Source organism: Sporichthya sp., from assembly GCF_013815995.1.
Lineage (GTDB): Bacteria > Actinomycetota > Actinomycetes > Sporichthyales > Sporichthyaceae > Sporichthya.
In genome coordinates this window covers 1-14043 of record NZ_JACDFE010000114.1, presented here as the reverse complement: position 1 = coordinate 14043, position 14043 = coordinate 1, and the positions used below count along the sequence as shown (strand labels likewise).

The following is a 14043-nucleotide window of genomic DNA, read 5'->3' as shown; positions in this document are numbered from 1 at the left end:
GCATCCACCCGCTCCGGGTCCCGGTGCCGGGGGGCCAGTTCGCGGACCGCCATGTGCAGGGCGCCGGCGATCGGGCGGCGCAGCGACTGCTCCGGGCGGGCCTCGATCTTGCCGGTTCCCCACAGCCGCCCGATCGCAGCCGACCGCATCGCGTTGAGCAGCACGGTCTTGCCGACCCCGCGCAAGCCGGTGAGCACCATGCTGCGCTCCGGGCGGCCGCGGGCGACCCGTTCGAGCACGACGTCGAAGTCGGCCAGCTCGCGGTCACGACCGGCCAGCTCGGGCGGGCGCTGGCCCGCGCCGGGGGCGTACGGGTTGCGGACGGGATCCATGACTTCGACGGTATGGGCGTCTCTAGCGAATTCCGTAGATCGTCGTATTGAAGGCTCGACGTGTCGCCCCCCGGCTCAAGGCGACCTCACCTTTATCTAGAACCGTCTTGCGTTTGCACTGGACGGGTCAGATTTCCGGCCTCAGTAGACGTGCGGGCTCTCGCCGGACTCGCTGACCATCGGCTTGCCGGACGTCGCCCAGGCGAGCATCCCGCCGGCGATGTTGGACGCGCGCCGCCCCTGCTGGCCCAGATAGGCCGTGACCTGCGCAGATCTGCCGCCGCTCTTACAGATCACGTAGATCTCGCCTTCCTCCGGAATCTCCGCGATCCGGGCCGGGACGTCGTTCATCGGGATGTGCGCGGCGCCTTCGACGTGTCCGGCGGTCCACTCGACCGGCTCGCGAACATCGAGCAAATACGCGTCGGCGGGGATCCCGGAGACCTCGATCTCGGGTACATGTGGGGGCATGCCGCCATTCTTCCGCCGTTCATCGCAGCGATCTGCAGAGCCCCTCGAGGCCTCCGGGCGACTTTGCCTTTTCTTGGAACTTTCCGCCCGGATCCGCCGGAACCGGACACGATTACTCCGCGTCTCAGGACCTATGCGATACGTCAACGTGCTCGTCGCTGCAGGCGTCGTGGTGGTCGGGTTCACCGGATCCCTGACCGCCGCCCACGCGCTGTCGGTGCCGGAGCCGGCTCCCATGCCGCGGCCGATCCCTGGTCTGCCGCTGGACCTGTTCCCGTCCGGTGACCCGGGCACGAAGTTGACGGTGACCTTCAAGGCGGACGGCAAGGCCGCGCCCGTGGTCATGCAGCTGACCTGCGACCCGACCGGCGGGGACCACCCCCGCGCGGCCGAGGCCTGCGACCGACTGGCGGCCGTCAAGGCGGAGGGTTCCGACCCGTTCGCCAAGCCGGCGCCGGACGAGATCTGCACCTTCATCTACGGCGGCCCGCAGACGGCCACCGTGGTGGGCACCTGGAACGGCGAAGGCGTCGACGCGAAGTTCACCCGCGCCAACGGGTGCGAGGTCTCGCGCTGGGACGCGATCGAGCCGGTTCTGGCGCCGTCGACCGCACCAGCTGCTGTGAAGAAGTAGGGCACACAGAACTTCGGCGCGCGTCCCGGACCCGGTTCGGGCGCGCGTCCCGGACCCGGTTCGTGGGGGGCTGGACCGGGGCGCACGTCGAAGCGGGACCGGCGGTCCCGTGCACGGGGGAGTGATCGGGGGATCGGGGAAGACGGCGGCGTAGGTCTACGGGGCCTGCGCCGCCCTTCCGCGTCCGGGCCCGGTTCCGGCACGCTGCGGGCATGCCTGGCTCCAGCCCGTTTCGCCCATCTGCAAGGGCTGCTCGCGGAGGGGACGTTGGGCCTGGCCGGACCGACCTCGGGCCCGGTCAACACGGGCCTCTGCGTGTTCACCGCGGCCGACGAACCCGCCGCCACCGTGGTCATGAATGCCGATCCAGCGGTCGCCGAGGGCGTCGTTAGGGGCGAGTTGCGCCCGTTCCGGGTGTCCTTGTTGACCGGGTCGCGACGGATGATCAAGGACCACTTGCTCACGTCGGGGCCTTTGACTGCCGAAGGGGACCTTAGTCCCGACCTCCCTCGGTGGTGCCTGTGTCTGAGTCCTTCCCGACGCCCTCGCGTCGTTGTCGCCCGGCCCGCATCGCGCTGGTCCTCGCCGTCGGAATCACCGCCTTCGGCCTGACCACGCTGACGCCTCCAGCCGCGCTCGCGGCCGGCTTCCCGACCCCGGTCCAGGCTCCCGTCCAGGCTCCGGGCACCGGTGCGGCCAAGCAGATTCCGGGCCAGTGGATCGTCATCACCGACGAGGGCACCAGCGAGGTGAACGCGGCCCGCAACCGGGCGAGCGACCTCGGGGCCGCCCTCGGCGTCACCTTCTCCAAGGCGATGCGCGGCTTCGCCGCCCACATGTCCGACGACGCGGCCGCCCGGCTGCGCAACGACCCGCACGTGGTCTCGGTCGAGCCGGACTACGAGGTGCACACCTCGGCGACCCAGAATCCCGCGCCGAGCTGGGGCCTGGACCGCATCGATCAGAACGCGCTCCCGCTCAGCGGGTCCTACAGCTACGGGGCCACCGGGTCCGGGGTCGACGCCTACGTCCTGGACACCGGCATCCGCGCCTCCCACACCGACTTCGCCGGCCGGGTCGCGGCCGGCTACACCGCGATCAACGACGGCCGCGGCACGAACGACTGCGCCGGGCACGGCACGCACGTCGCCGGCACGATCGGCGGGACGAAGTACGGCGTGGCCAAGCAGGTCACGCTGGTACCGGTCCGGGTGATGGGCTGCGACGGCGTCGGCAGCACCTCCGGGATCATCGCCGGCCTGGATTGGGTCTTCGCCCAGAAGCAGGCCAACGGCCGACCGGCCGTGGCCAACCTCAGCCTCGGGGGGTCGCCGTCCACCTCGCTGGACGCGGCGGTGAACCGCGCGATCGAGGCCGGCGTGAACGTCGTGGTGGCGGCCGGGAACGACAATGCCAACGCGTGCGGAGAATCCCCGGCGCGGGTGCCGGCCGCCCTCACCGTCGGCGCGAGCACCAAGACCGATGCCCGCGCGGACTTCTCCAACTACGGGTCCTGCGTCGATCTCTTCGCGCCCGGCGACCGGATCGTGTCCGCCATCAACACGGGGGACAGCGCGAGCGCGACCTACTCCGGCACGTCGATGGCCTCCCCGCACGTCGCCGGGGCGGTCGCGCTGTACCTGCAGGGCGCACCGACCGCGACCCCGGGCCAGGTCAGCGCCGCCCTGCTGAACCACTCCGTCCTCGGCGTGCTGACCAGCCTGCTCGGCACCGCCAACCGCCTGCTCCACACCGTGCTCGCGACCGAGGCCCCACCCGGGGCCGAGCCGGTCCCGGCCGAGCAGGCCGGCGTCTCCCGGATGAGCCTGTACGCGGGGGCCTCGAAGATCAATTTCGGCTCCGCCGTCACGCTGCGCGGCACGCTCACCGACGGCACCACCGGCGCGGGCGTCGCCGGTCGCACCGTCACCTTCCGCACCGGAGGGAACCCCGTCACCAACGTCACCACGGCGGCCGACGGCTCGTACTCGGCGCGGCTGCGCCCGACCCGCACGATGGCCTTCACCGCGACCTTCGCCGGCGACGCCAACTACCTCGCCAGCTCCAGCCCTGCGGTCACCGTGAAGGTCGGCACGTCCGTCCGCGCCAGCGCCTCGCGCAGCGCGGGCAGCCCCGGCAAGTACGTGGTCAAGGGTGTGACCGACCCCGGAACGGCCGGCATCAAACTCCAACTGCAGGTGCGCGGCGCCAAGTCCTGGAAGACGGTCGACGCGGCCCGCACCGGCAAGAACGGCAACGCGACGTTCAAGGTGAAGCTGACGAAGCGTCAGACCTATGCGCTGCGGATCTTCGCCCCGGGCACCGGCGCCCTGTCCCACGGCACCAGCCAGGTCGTGACCATCCGCGTCCGCTGACCCCAACTTCTGTCGCGCGGCGCGCCCTTCCGCCCGGCCTCCGAAGGCGCGCCGCGCAGCAGATCTTGCACCTGAGGCGCTACTTGAGCAGCCGGGACATCCGGCGATCGGCGAGGGGCTTGCCGCCGGTCTGACAGGTGGCGCAGTACTGCAACGAGGAGTCGGCGAAGGAGACCTCGCGCACGGTGTCCCCGCAGACCGGGCAGGGCTGGCCGGTGCGCGCGTGCACCCGCAGACCCGCCTTCTTCTCCCGCTTCAACTGACTGGTCTCCAAGCCGTCCGAGCGGGCGATCGCGTCGGCGAGGGTCTCCCGGATCACCGCGTGCAGCGCGGCCACGCCCTGGTCGTCGAGGGTGTTGGCGGGCTTGAACGGCGACAGCTTCGCGGCGTGCAACACCTCGTCGGAGTAGGCATTGCCGATCCCGCCGATCACCGACTGGTCGCGCAGCACCCCCTTGATCTGGGCCCGGCCGGCAGAGGCCAGCACGGAGCCCAGCACCTCCGCGGTGAAGTCCTCCGCGAGCGGGTCCGGGCCGAGCCGGGCGATGCCGGGCACCAGCATCGGGTCGCGCACGCAGTAGACCGCCAGCGACTTCTTCGTCCCCGCCTCGGTCAGGTCGAACCCGAAGGTGGCGCCGGGCGGGTCATCGTCCCTCTCGCCCAGGTGCACCCGGAGCCCGAGCGGGCCCTTGCCCGGTTTGGGCGGAACGGCGGTCAGGTTGTCGCGCCACTGAAGCCAGCCGGCCCGGGCCAGGTGGGTGATCAGGTGCAGCTCGCCGCCGACCTCGACGTCGAGGAACTTGCCGTGCCGTGCGACGCCGGTGACGAACATGCCGTGCAGCGCACTGACCGGTGGGTCGTAGGTCTTGAGCACGCTCAGCGACGCAACGTCGACCCGGACCACCGCCCGACCGACGGCCTGCTCGGTGAGCAGACGGCGCAGCGACTCGACCTCGGGCAGCTCAGGCACGGAACCCAGTCTGCAAGAAATCGGGCGCGCTTACCCGGATCAGGGCATTCGGTCACCCGACCGTTAACCGGTTCGGCCGTTGGCCGCGCAGGCCGGGGTACGCGTCCCTAACCTGGCGCAAGCGCGCTCTCATCGACGAGGGCAGCGGGGGAGGACGCAATGCACATCATGGTCGTGCGCATGGCGACGGATCCGGACCGGATCGAAGAGGTCCGTCGTCACCTCGAGGAGGACGCCAAGCGTCGGGCAGCAGCCCGGCCCGGGTACATCGGTGGCCGTTGGCTGGTCGCCGAGGACCAGCGCCACGCGATCGGGGTCGTCCGCTTCGACTCGGCCGACGCGGCTCAGACCGCCGCGATCGCCGGCCCGCGTAAGGCGATGGACGACCAGGGCGACCGCGCCTGGAACGTCGTGGGCGTGAACATCTTCGAGCAGGTCGCCGTCGGCTGACCGCCCCCAGGGGGACGGTCAGCCGGGCGACCGGCGCGCTTTACGAGGCCGCGAGGTCCGCGCAGGCGACCTTCGGCGGCTTGACCTCGTCCTGCTTCGCTCCGGCGGGGCGCTTGAGGTGGATCACCACGGACTTGCCCCCCGGCCCAGCCTTGACCGGGTTCGTGGTCTGCCCGCTGCCCTTGCCCTTGGCGTTGACGCTGACCGGCAGGTGCAACTCGTTCGGCGGCAGGTCCCCGCCATCAGGGGTGTACTTGAAGTGCGCGCCGCCGGGGTCGGCCGCCGAGCACGAGTCCGCGTGCACATGCGCGACGTAAACCGCCTTAGGGTTCAGCCCGGACGCGGCGATCGTCACCTCAGTGCCGGCCGCCGACAGCACCATCTCCGCCGTGCCGCCGATCTTCTTGGTGCCCTTGGGCGCCGTCGAGATCTTGGCGAAGTCGCCGGTGAACGAACCGTCGGAGATCTGCGGGGTCTCGGATGCGCTGTCGTCGTCGTCATCGCCCCCGCAGCCGGCCAGCACCAGGGCCAGCGCTACAGGGATCGCGGCGAAGTGGATCTGCATGGGGGTGGTTCCTCTCGGCAGGTGATCGGAGCACGCGTGCTGCCGGAGGACAGGCTTTGCCAACGAACGGCCGAAAGCAACGCAGTCTCGCCGAGCGGTACCCCGCGGTCGGTCGACGGTCGCGCGACGGGACGAGCGCGAGCGCTCGCCGTCAGATGATCAGTTCGACCAACTGGGCGCGGAGAACGTGCCGCGGCTCACGGAGAGGATCCGGCTGAACTCGCCGCCGGGCAGGTCGTAGGCCAGCAGCTCGGAGCCGCGGGCGGCGGAGCGGTAGCTGCGGGTGACCGCCAACGCGCTGCCGTCGGGGGCGAAGGTGGGCCCTTCGAACCAGCGACCCTTGACCTCGACGAACTTGCTGACATTGCCGAGGGTGCCGAAGTACAGGTCCGCCATGTAGATGGCGGAGCCCCGGTTGGTGCTGACCACCCAGGCGATGATGTTGCCGTCCGGGGAGACCGTCGGCTGCGCGCTGAAGAGCATCTTGCCCTTGCCACCGACCAGACGGTGTGCGTCCGTACCGTCCGCGGCCGCGCTCCAGATGGACTCGCTGACGACGCGGCCCTTCTGCAGAACGGCCCGGGTGAACAGGAAGTGGGTGCCGTCCGCGGTCCAGGTCGGCGAGTGGTCGACCCGGTTCTTCGGGCTCTTGAGGCCACGCTCGGCCCGGCCACCGGCCGCGGGCACAACCAGAAGGCCCTTGCGGTCGTCCACGACCAGACGCGAGCCGTCGGGCGACCAGGCCACCGCGCCGGTGTCGGCGCCGTGGGTCAACCGGCGAAGTCCGCTGCCGTCGACCTTGACCACGTAGAGGTCGGTGATTCCGGCCTTACGGTTGGCCCGGTCGCTGGAGAACGCGACCTGGAAGGAGTCCGGCGAGAAGGCGGGCTCGAAGTCGTTGGCCGGGCCGATCGTGAGCTGCGCTTCGCCGCTGCCGTCCGGGGAGATCACCCGCAGGTCACCCGGGCCCGAGTACCCGCTGGCGCTGCCGGCCCTGCGGCTGTACTGGGAGTGCGTGTAGATGATGTAGCCGAGGATGTCCGCCGAGGCCCGGCTCGGGCTCTCCGGCGCGGACGAAGCCGGGGTCGGCGCTACGGCCACCGGGGCCAACAGCGTCGCAACCAGCGCTGGGATCGCTAGCCGCGAGCGCATAAGACCTCCGTGCCGTGGGGCCGGGACTGCCATGGGGCTGGAACTGCCCTCATAGCGGAACTTTAAGCTGAGAAACCCCATAAGACCACCCGTCCGGACGTTTCCTGAGACGGCAGGGCGCAATTCGCGCCGAACGCGACCCCAGACATGAAGAAGCCCCCGACCTTCACAGGTCAAGGGCTTCCCTGTGTGCGCGAGGGGGGAGTTGAACCCCCACGACCTTTCGGCCACTGGAACCTGAATCCAGCGCGTCTGCCATTCCGCCACTCGCGCGAGTGCGGGGAGAAGGCTAACACCAGCACGACCGGCGCCGAGCGCCCGATGTCGCGGTTGGCGGCGTGCACACGGATAGCATCTGTTCCTGCACAGTCGCCTATCCGACCTCCCGTACCGGGGTGGCCGGACAACGCACTCCCGGCCGCGTCTCCACCTTGCCGGGCAGGTCTCCGCCAGGAGGTGGACGTGGGAGTTCTCCAGCGCTTCGAGCGCCGTCTCGAAGGACTGGTGAGCGGGGCATTCGCGAAGGCGTTCAAGGCCGACGTGCAGCCCGTAGAGATCGCCAGCGCGCTCCAGCGTGAGCTCGACGACCGGGCTGCGATCGTCGGCAAGAACAACACGCTCGTTCCCAATCACTTCGTCGTCGAGCTCTCCAGGCACGACTACGACCGCCTCTCGGTCTACGCCAGGACGCTGTCCGAGGAGTTGGCCGAGGTCGTCCGCGACCACTCAGCCGAGCAGAACTACCAGCTACGCGGGGAGGTCCAGGTGATCTTCGAAGAGGATCTGGACCTCGACATCGGCGTGCACCGCGTCCGCAGCTCCGTGGTGGCCAGCGTCAAGGCCGTCCCGCCGCTGCAGTCCCAACCTCGACCGGCCGGCCCCGCCGTTCCCACGCGTGCACCGGCACCCGCGGCCGTGCCCAGGCCGGTCCATCACGCCGCCAAGACGGAGAAGATCGCCCTCGCCCGCGCGGTGGTGCCCTACCTCGAGGTGAACGGCGAGCGGCACCCGCTGACCCGCCCGGTCACCGTGCTGGGCCGCGGCACCCAGGTCGACCTGCGCGTGGACGACGCCGGAGTCTCCCGCCGGCATGCCGAGATCCAGCTGGGCGACGCCCCGATGCTGGTCGACCTCGGCTCGACCAACGGGACCTTGCTTAACGGCGACCCGGTCGGGCGGGCCGAACTCGTCGACGGCGCGCGAATCGGCCTGGGCGACACTGTCCTGGTGTTTCGATTGCCGGCGGGGTAAGCCTCACCCATGTCCGAGCTCACCATCACTGTCATCCGGCTGGGGTTCCTGGCTGTGCTCTGGCTGTTCGTGCTGACCGCCATCTCCGTGATGCGCTCGGACCTGTTCGGCACCCGGACCGCCGGGGTCCGGCCGGCCCCGGTGCCCGCTCCGCGCCCCGCCAAGCCGGTGAAGATCAAGCCGAGCAAGCGCAACGCGCCCTCGAAGCTGGTGGTCACCGCGGGGACGCTGACCGGGACCACCGTCGCGCTGACGGAAGCTCAGGTGACGCTCGGGCGGGCGCCGGACTCGACGATCGTGCTGGACGACGACTACGCGTCCAACCGGCACGCGCGGCTGTACCCGAGCAACGGGGAGTGGATGGTCGAGGACCTCGGCTCGACGAACGGCACCTACCTGGACCGGTCGCGCGTGGAACAGCCCATGGCGGTCGCGCTCGGGGTGCCTATCCGGATCGGCAAGACCGCCTTCGAGCTGCGCAAATGACGCTCTCCCTGCGCTACGTAGCCCGCTCCGACGTGGGCCTGATCCGCGACGGCAACGAGGACTCCGGCTACGCCGGGCCTTCGTTGCTCGCGGTCGCCGACGGGATGGGCGGGCACGCCGCCGGCGAGGTGGCCAGCTCGGTCGCGCTGGCCACGCTGGCCACCCTGGAGGACGACGTCCCGAGCACGGAACTGCTCGACGCGCTCGCCACCGCGGTCGGCCAGGCCAACGACGCCATCAACGACATGGTCGAGAAGCACCCGCAGCTCGACGGCATGGGCACCACGCTGACCGCGATGCTGTGGTCGGGCCGGCGGCTCGGCCTGGTGCACGTCGGCGACTCGCGTGCCTATCTGCTGCGCGACGGGGTGCTGCTCCAGATCACCCACGATCACACCTTCGTCCAGCAACTGCAGGACGAAGGCCGGATCACCGCCGCCGAGGCGGCCGTGCACCCGCAGCGTTCCCTGTTGTTGCGCGCCCTGGACGGCCGGAGCAACCCGGAACCGGACCTGTCGGTGCGCGAGGTCCACCTCGGCGACCGCTACCTGCTCTGCAGCGACGGCCTGTCCGGCGTGGTGCCGGACCCCGAACTGCAGGGCGCGATGACCGGAACCACGCTGGACGAGGCGGCGGACACCCTCATCCAGCTGGCTCTGCGCGGAGGCGGGCCGGACAACATCACCTGCATCGTCGCCGACGTGGTCGAGGTCGACGCCAACACCTCGGACCAACCGATCGTGGTCGGCGCCGCGGCCGGCCGGCACAAGCCCGCCTCGATGGGCTCGACCAACGAGATCGATCTCTCCGCGCTGCCGGACCTCGAGAAGGCAAACGGCTCCGGCCGGTGGTTCGGAACCCTCTGGGTCCGGTTTCTGATCGCGGGCATCGTGATCGCGCTGATCGCCGGTGGCTGGGCCGGGTACGCCTGGTCTCAGCGGCAGTACTACGTCGGCGCCGACACGGGCCGGGTGGCGATCTACAAGGGCCTGTCCCAGAAGATCATCGGGCTGTCCCTGTCGGACACCTACGAGCACCAGGACATCGAGTTGGGTGACCTGCCGCCGTACGACCGGCAGGAGGTCGAGGACACGATCTTCGCCGACAGCCTCGGCGACGCGCACAAGGTCGTGGACCGCCTGCGAGCCCTGGCCACGGCGTGCCAGGACGCCCGCGCGACGGCGGCCGCGGAGGAGAAGAAGGCCGAGGAGAAGAAGGCCGAGGCCACCGCGTCCCCGAAGCCGACCAGCGGCGCGGGATCCGGGGCCGACGAGCCGACCCCGAGCCCGACCGCGACCGCGTCGGCGTCCGCGGACCCATCCGGCGCGCCGAGCCCGCAGGCCCCGATCCCGCCGGAGATCGGTGAGCCGGTCACCAACGCCTGCGGCGAGGCGCTGGCGCCTGGCCCGACCCCGGACGTGACCCCGACCGCGGATCCGACCCAGTCGCCGAGCGCCACCGCGACCACGACCGAGGGGGCGACGGCGGGATGAGCAGCTCGGCGCCCTCGGTCGCGAGCGCCTCGGTCAACAGCCGCCGGATGACCGAACTCTTCCTGCTGATCTTCGCCTGGGGCCTGTCGGTCGCCGCCTACGCCAACGCCGGGTACGGGGTCACCAATGAGTGGCCGCCCGGCCTGGTGGGTTATGCCGTCACGCTCGGCGCCTACAGCCTCGTCGCACATCTGGCTGTGCGTCAGTTCGCTCGCTACGCCGACCCGATCGTGCTGCCGGCGGTCATGCTGCTGCAGGGCCTAGGCCTCGCGCTGATCTACCGGCTCGACCTGGACGACAAGAGCCCGTCCGAGCGCTCCTTCGGGCCGCTGGCCCCGCGCGGGGACTCCGGCATCCAGTTGATCTGGGCCGCGATCGGCATCCTGCTCTTCGTCGCCGTCCTCGTGGTGATCCGCGACCATCGCCTGCTGCAGCGCTACACCTACACCGCCGGCGCGGCCGGGCTGATCCTGCTCGCGATCCCCGCGCTGCTGCCGGCGCAGTACTCCCAGGTCAACGGGGCGCGGATCTGGGTCCGGTTCTCGGGCTTCTCGATCCAGCCCGGCGAGTTCGCGAAGCTGCTGCTGATCGTCTTCTTCGCCGGCTACCTCGTCGTCAAGCGCGACGTGCTCGCGCTGGCCAGCCGCCGGGTGCTCGGCATCGACCTGCCCCGCGGCCGCGACCTGGGCCCGATCGTCCTGGCCTGGCTGGCCAGCCTCGCCGTCCTCATCGCCGAGCGCGACCTGGGCAGCTCGCTGCTGTTCTTCGGCGTCTTCGTGGTGCTGCTCTACGTCGCGACCGAACGCACGTCGTGGCTGTTCTTCGGCTTCATCATGTTCGTCTCCGGCGCCTACTTCGCCTACCAGAACTTCGGGCACGTGCACCGGCGGGTGGAGATCTGGCTGCACCCGTTCAAGCCGGAATACGTCACCGATGCCTCCTATCAACTGGTGCAGGGGCTGTTCGGGTTCTCCACCGGCGGGATCCTCGGCACCGGACTGGGTCAGGGCCGGCCGAACATCGTTCCCTACGCGAACACCGACTTCATCCTCGCCACCGGCGGCGAGGAGCTCGGCCTGACCGGGCTGATGGCGATCATCGTGCTGTACGGAGTGATCGTGCACCGGGGCCTGCGGGCGGCCCTCGCGGCGCGCGACTCATTCGGAAAGCTGCTCGCGGCCGGCCTCGCGGTGATCCTCGCCCTGCAGGTGTTCGTGGTCGTCGGCGGCGTCACCCGGTTGATCCCGCTGACCGGTCTCACCACGCCGTTCCTGTCCTACGGCGGTTCCTCCCTGGTGGCGAACTGGGCCCTGGTCGCGCTGCTCCTGCGGGTCAGTGACGCCGCGCGCCGCCCCGCGCCGCCCCCCGCTCCGACGACCGATGCCGAGACCCTGGTGGTGCGCCCATGAGCGAGCGAAGCGAGCTCAGAACGAGCATTGAACGCGGCCCCGCGAGGACGAAGTCCGTGGCGGTGACGCAGTGAACCGTCCTCTGCGCAGAGTGGCGGCCGCCTGCGGTCTGCTGATGGTCCTGCTGCTGCTCAACCTCAACTTCATCCAGGTCATCAAGGCCGACGAGTACCGCGACGACCCGAAGAACGCGCGGGTCCTGCTCGAGCAGTACGACCGCGAGCGCGGCGCGATCCTGGTGGCCAGTGACCCGATCGCGTTCTCCCGGGAGACCGGGGACAAGCTGAAGTACCTGCGGATCTACGCCGACGGCAAGCTCTACGCCTTCGCCACCGGCTATTACTCGCACATCTACGGCCGGTCCGGCATCGAACGCTCCGAGGACAGCATCCTGTCCGGCAACGACGACCGGCTGTTCGTGCGCCGGATCGTCGATCTGCTGACCCGGGAGTCCACCCAGGGCGGCACGGTGAAGCTGACGCTGAACGCGGCCGCGCAGGAGGCCGCCTACAAGGGCCTGGCCGGACGCCGGGGCGCGGTGGTGGCCCTCGAGCCGGCCACCGGCCGGATCCTCGCGATGGTGTCCACGCCGTCCTTCGACCCCAACGAGCTGGCCGACCACAGCGGCACCAAGGTGACCAACGCCTGGCAGCGGTACACCGAGGACGACCAGATGCCGCTGCTGAACCGGGCATTCAACCAGACCTATCCGCCGGGCTCGACCTTCAAGCTCGTGACCGCGGCGGCGGCGCTGTCCTCCGGCCGGTACACCCCGGCCGGGGCGGTGCCCGGCCCGGCCCGCCTCGACCTGCCGCTGACCAACGTGGACCTGCCGAACTACTTCAACGGCACCTGCTCCCCGAACAGCCAGACCACGACGATCAAACGGGCGCTGGAGAAGTCCTGCAACACCACCTTCGGCGCGATCGGGATGGACCTCGGCGACGAGGTGCTGCGCAAGCAGGCCGAGGCGTTCGGGTTCGGCGAGCGCTTCGAGGTGCCGCTGCCGGTGGTCGCGAGCATCTTCCCCTCCGATCTGAATGAGCCTCAGACCGCACAGTCCGCGATCGGCCAGTTCGACGTGCGGGCCACGCCCCTGGAGATGGCGATGGTGGTCGCCGGCATCGCCAACCAGGGCGTCGTGATGAAGCCCTACCTGGTCGAGGAGGTCCGCGCCCCAGACCTGGACGTGCTCTCCCGCACCGATCCGGAGGAGCTGGGCCGCGCGATCCGTCCGCAGGTGGCCGCCGACCTGACCGCGATCATGATCTCGGTGGTCGACAACGGCACCGCCACCAACGCGCAGATCGACGGCATCGACGTGGCCGGCAAGACCGGCACCGCCCAGGTCGGCGTGGGCAAGAACCCGCACGCCTGGTTCGTCTGCTTCGCTCCCGCCGACGACCCGAAGATCGCGATCGCGGTCGTGCTGGAGAACGGAGGCTCGGAACGGCAGATCGAGGTCGGCGGCAACCTGCTGGCCGCCCCGATCGCCCGCGCGGTCATGGAGGCGATCCTCGGCCGGTGATGACCTGATGAGTGGCGAGACCCAACCCAACAGCCGCCCCATGCTGGGCGGCCGCTACCGCCTGGACGAGCGGATCGCCCGGGGCGGCATGGGCGAGGTCTGGCGCGGCACGGACGAGGTGCTCAACCGCCAGGTCGCGGTGAAGGTCCTGCGCCCGGAGTACGCCGACGAGGAGATCTTTCTCGAACGGTTCCGGAGCGAGGCCCGCAACACCGCCGCCCTGGTGCACACCGGCATCGCGCAGGTCTACGACTTCGGGCAGGCTCCGGCCGGCGGGGCGTCCGTCCCGTTCATCGTCATGGAGTTGGTGCCGGGCGAGCCGCTCTCGCACATCATCGAACGCGACGGGGCGCTCGACATCGACCGCGCGCTGGAACTGGTGGCGCAGGCCGCGCAGGCGCTGCAGGTCGCGCACGTCGCCGGGGTCATCCACCGCGACATCAAGCCGGCCAACCTGCTGATCACGCCGTCCTGGACGGTGAAGGTCACCGACTTCGGCATCGCCCGGGCCGGTGACTCCCTGCCCCTGACCCGCAGCGGCACCGTCATGGGCACCGCGCACTACCTCGCCCCGGAGTTGATCTCGACCAAGTCCGGGGCGGGGCCGCCCAGCGATGTGTACGCCCTCGGCGTGGTGCTCTACGAGTGCCTGGCCGGGCACCGGCCCTTCAGCGGGGACAACCCGCTCGCGGTGGCGATGGCGCACCTGCACAACCAGCCGCCGCCGATCGCGGGCATGCCGGCCGCGGTGAATGCGATGGTGAACCGGATCCTGGCCAAGGAGGCCGCCGACCGCCCGGCCAGTGCGGCCGGCCTGGCCCAGCAGCTGCTCGCGCTGCGCATCGACCTCGCCAACCCGAAGACGCCGGAAGTGGTCGCCGAGACCCTCGGCCCGGCCGCCGACCCGACCAGCGTGCGGGTCGCCGC

Annotated in this window: 14 protein-coding genes and 1 tRNA gene; 9 read left to right on the top strand and 6 right to left on the bottom strand. The window is 70.6% G+C overall.

Features of this window, described 5'->3' with window-relative positions:
- Together H0X00_RS13735 and H0X00_RS13730 are read right to left on the bottom strand one after the other, a co-directional pair.
- Nucleotides 1-332 (bottom strand): AAA family ATPase (locus H0X00_RS13735; RefSeq protein ID WP_293771881.1); only part of this gene is annotated, 332 nt, incomplete at its 3' end.
- A 141-nt stretch (nucleotides 333-473) separates the two neighbouring features.
- Entirely contained in the window at nucleotides 474-803 is a 330-nt protein-coding gene (locus H0X00_RS13730; protein WP_293771879.1) for a rhodanese-like domain-containing protein, read from the bottom strand.
- A 148-nt stretch (nucleotides 804-951) separates the two neighbouring features.
- Between H0X00_RS13730 and H0X00_RS13725 the strand changes: the two genes are divergently transcribed.
- Nucleotides 952-1437: an SSI family serine proteinase inhibitor gene (locus tag H0X00_RS13725; protein WP_293771876.1), complete on the top strand. Its 486-nt coding sequence runs from the start codon at nucleotides 952-954 to the stop codon at nucleotides 1435-1437.
- A gap of 521 nt (nucleotides 1438-1958) precedes the next feature.
- Nucleotides 1959-3812, top strand: coding sequence for a S8 family serine peptidase (locus tag H0X00_RS13720; RefSeq protein WP_293771874.1), 1854 nt, complete (start codon nucleotides 1959-1961; stop codon nucleotides 3810-3812).
- A gap of 79 nt (nucleotides 3813-3891) precedes the next feature.
- Here the strand turns inward: H0X00_RS13720 and H0X00_RS13715 are convergent, their stop codons facing one another.
- Entirely contained in the window at nucleotides 3892-4782 is an 891-nt protein-coding gene (locus tag H0X00_RS13715) for a DNA-formamidopyrimidine glycosylase family protein (protein ID WP_293771871.1), read from the bottom strand.
- 159 nt (nucleotides 4783-4941) lie between these two features.
- Here H0X00_RS13715 and H0X00_RS13710 point away from each other — a divergent pair, with 159 nt between their 5' ends.
- Nucleotides 4942-5232, top strand: a complete 291-nt coding sequence (locus tag H0X00_RS13710) for a hypothetical protein (RefSeq protein ID WP_293771869.1) — start codon at nucleotides 4942-4944, stop codon at nucleotides 5230-5232.
- Between the two features lie 40 nt (nucleotides 5233-5272).
- On the opposite strand, the gene H0X00_RS13705 is transcribed toward H0X00_RS13710, so the two are convergent.
- The 3 genes from H0X00_RS13705 to H0X00_RS13695 form a co-directional block, all read right to left on the bottom strand.
- Nucleotides 5273-5797 carry a hypothetical protein gene (locus H0X00_RS13705; RefSeq protein WP_293771867.1) on the bottom strand — a complete coding sequence of 175 codons (525 nt, stop codon included), beginning with the start codon at nucleotides 5795-5797 and terminating at the stop codon, nucleotides 5273-5275.
- A 159-nt stretch (nucleotides 5798-5956) separates the two neighbouring features.
- Nucleotides 5957-6949 (bottom strand): hypothetical protein, encoded by a 993-nt coding sequence (locus H0X00_RS13700; protein ID WP_293771865.1) that lies wholly within the window; start codon nucleotides 6947-6949, stop codon nucleotides 5957-5959.
- A 190-nt stretch (nucleotides 6950-7139) separates the two neighbouring features.
- Nucleotides 7140-7222 (bottom strand) — tRNA-Leu (locus H0X00_RS13695).
- A gap of 189 nt (nucleotides 7223-7411) precedes the next feature.
- Between H0X00_RS13695 and H0X00_RS13690 the strand changes: the two genes are divergently transcribed.
- The 6 genes from H0X00_RS13690 to H0X00_RS13665 form a co-directional block, all read left to right on the top strand.
- Nucleotides 7412-8200 (top strand): DUF3662 and FHA domain-containing protein, encoded by a 789-nt coding sequence (locus H0X00_RS13690; protein WP_293771862.1) that lies wholly within the window; start codon nucleotides 7412-7414, stop codon nucleotides 8198-8200.
- Nucleotides 8201-8209: 9 nt separating this feature from the next.
- Nucleotides 8210-8686, top strand: coding sequence for an FHA domain-containing protein (locus H0X00_RS13685; RefSeq protein WP_293771859.1), 477 nt, complete (start codon nucleotides 8210-8212; stop codon nucleotides 8684-8686).
- Complete coding sequence (locus H0X00_RS13680; RefSeq protein WP_293771857.1) at nucleotides 8683-10179, top strand: protein phosphatase 2C domain-containing protein; 1497 nt, start codon at nucleotides 8683-8685, stop codon at nucleotides 10177-10179. The genes H0X00_RS13685 and H0X00_RS13680 overlap by 4 nt, the downstream gene beginning before the upstream one ends.
- Nucleotides 10176-11588: an FtsW/RodA/SpoVE family cell cycle protein gene (locus tag H0X00_RS13675; RefSeq protein ID WP_293771855.1), complete on the top strand. Its 1413-nt coding sequence runs from the start codon at nucleotides 10176-10178 to the stop codon at nucleotides 11586-11588. The genes H0X00_RS13680 and H0X00_RS13675 overlap by 4 nt, the downstream gene beginning before the upstream one ends.
- Nucleotides 11589-11658: 70 nt before the next feature.
- Nucleotides 11659-13116, top strand: coding sequence for a penicillin-binding protein 2 (locus tag H0X00_RS13670; RefSeq protein WP_293771852.1), 1458 nt, complete (start codon nucleotides 11659-11661; stop codon nucleotides 13114-13116).
- A 7-nt stretch (nucleotides 13117-13123) separates the two neighbouring features.
- Nucleotides 13124-14043, top strand: a 920-nt coding sequence (locus H0X00_RS13665) for a protein kinase (protein ID WP_293771849.1), incomplete at its 3' end; no start/stop codon positions are given.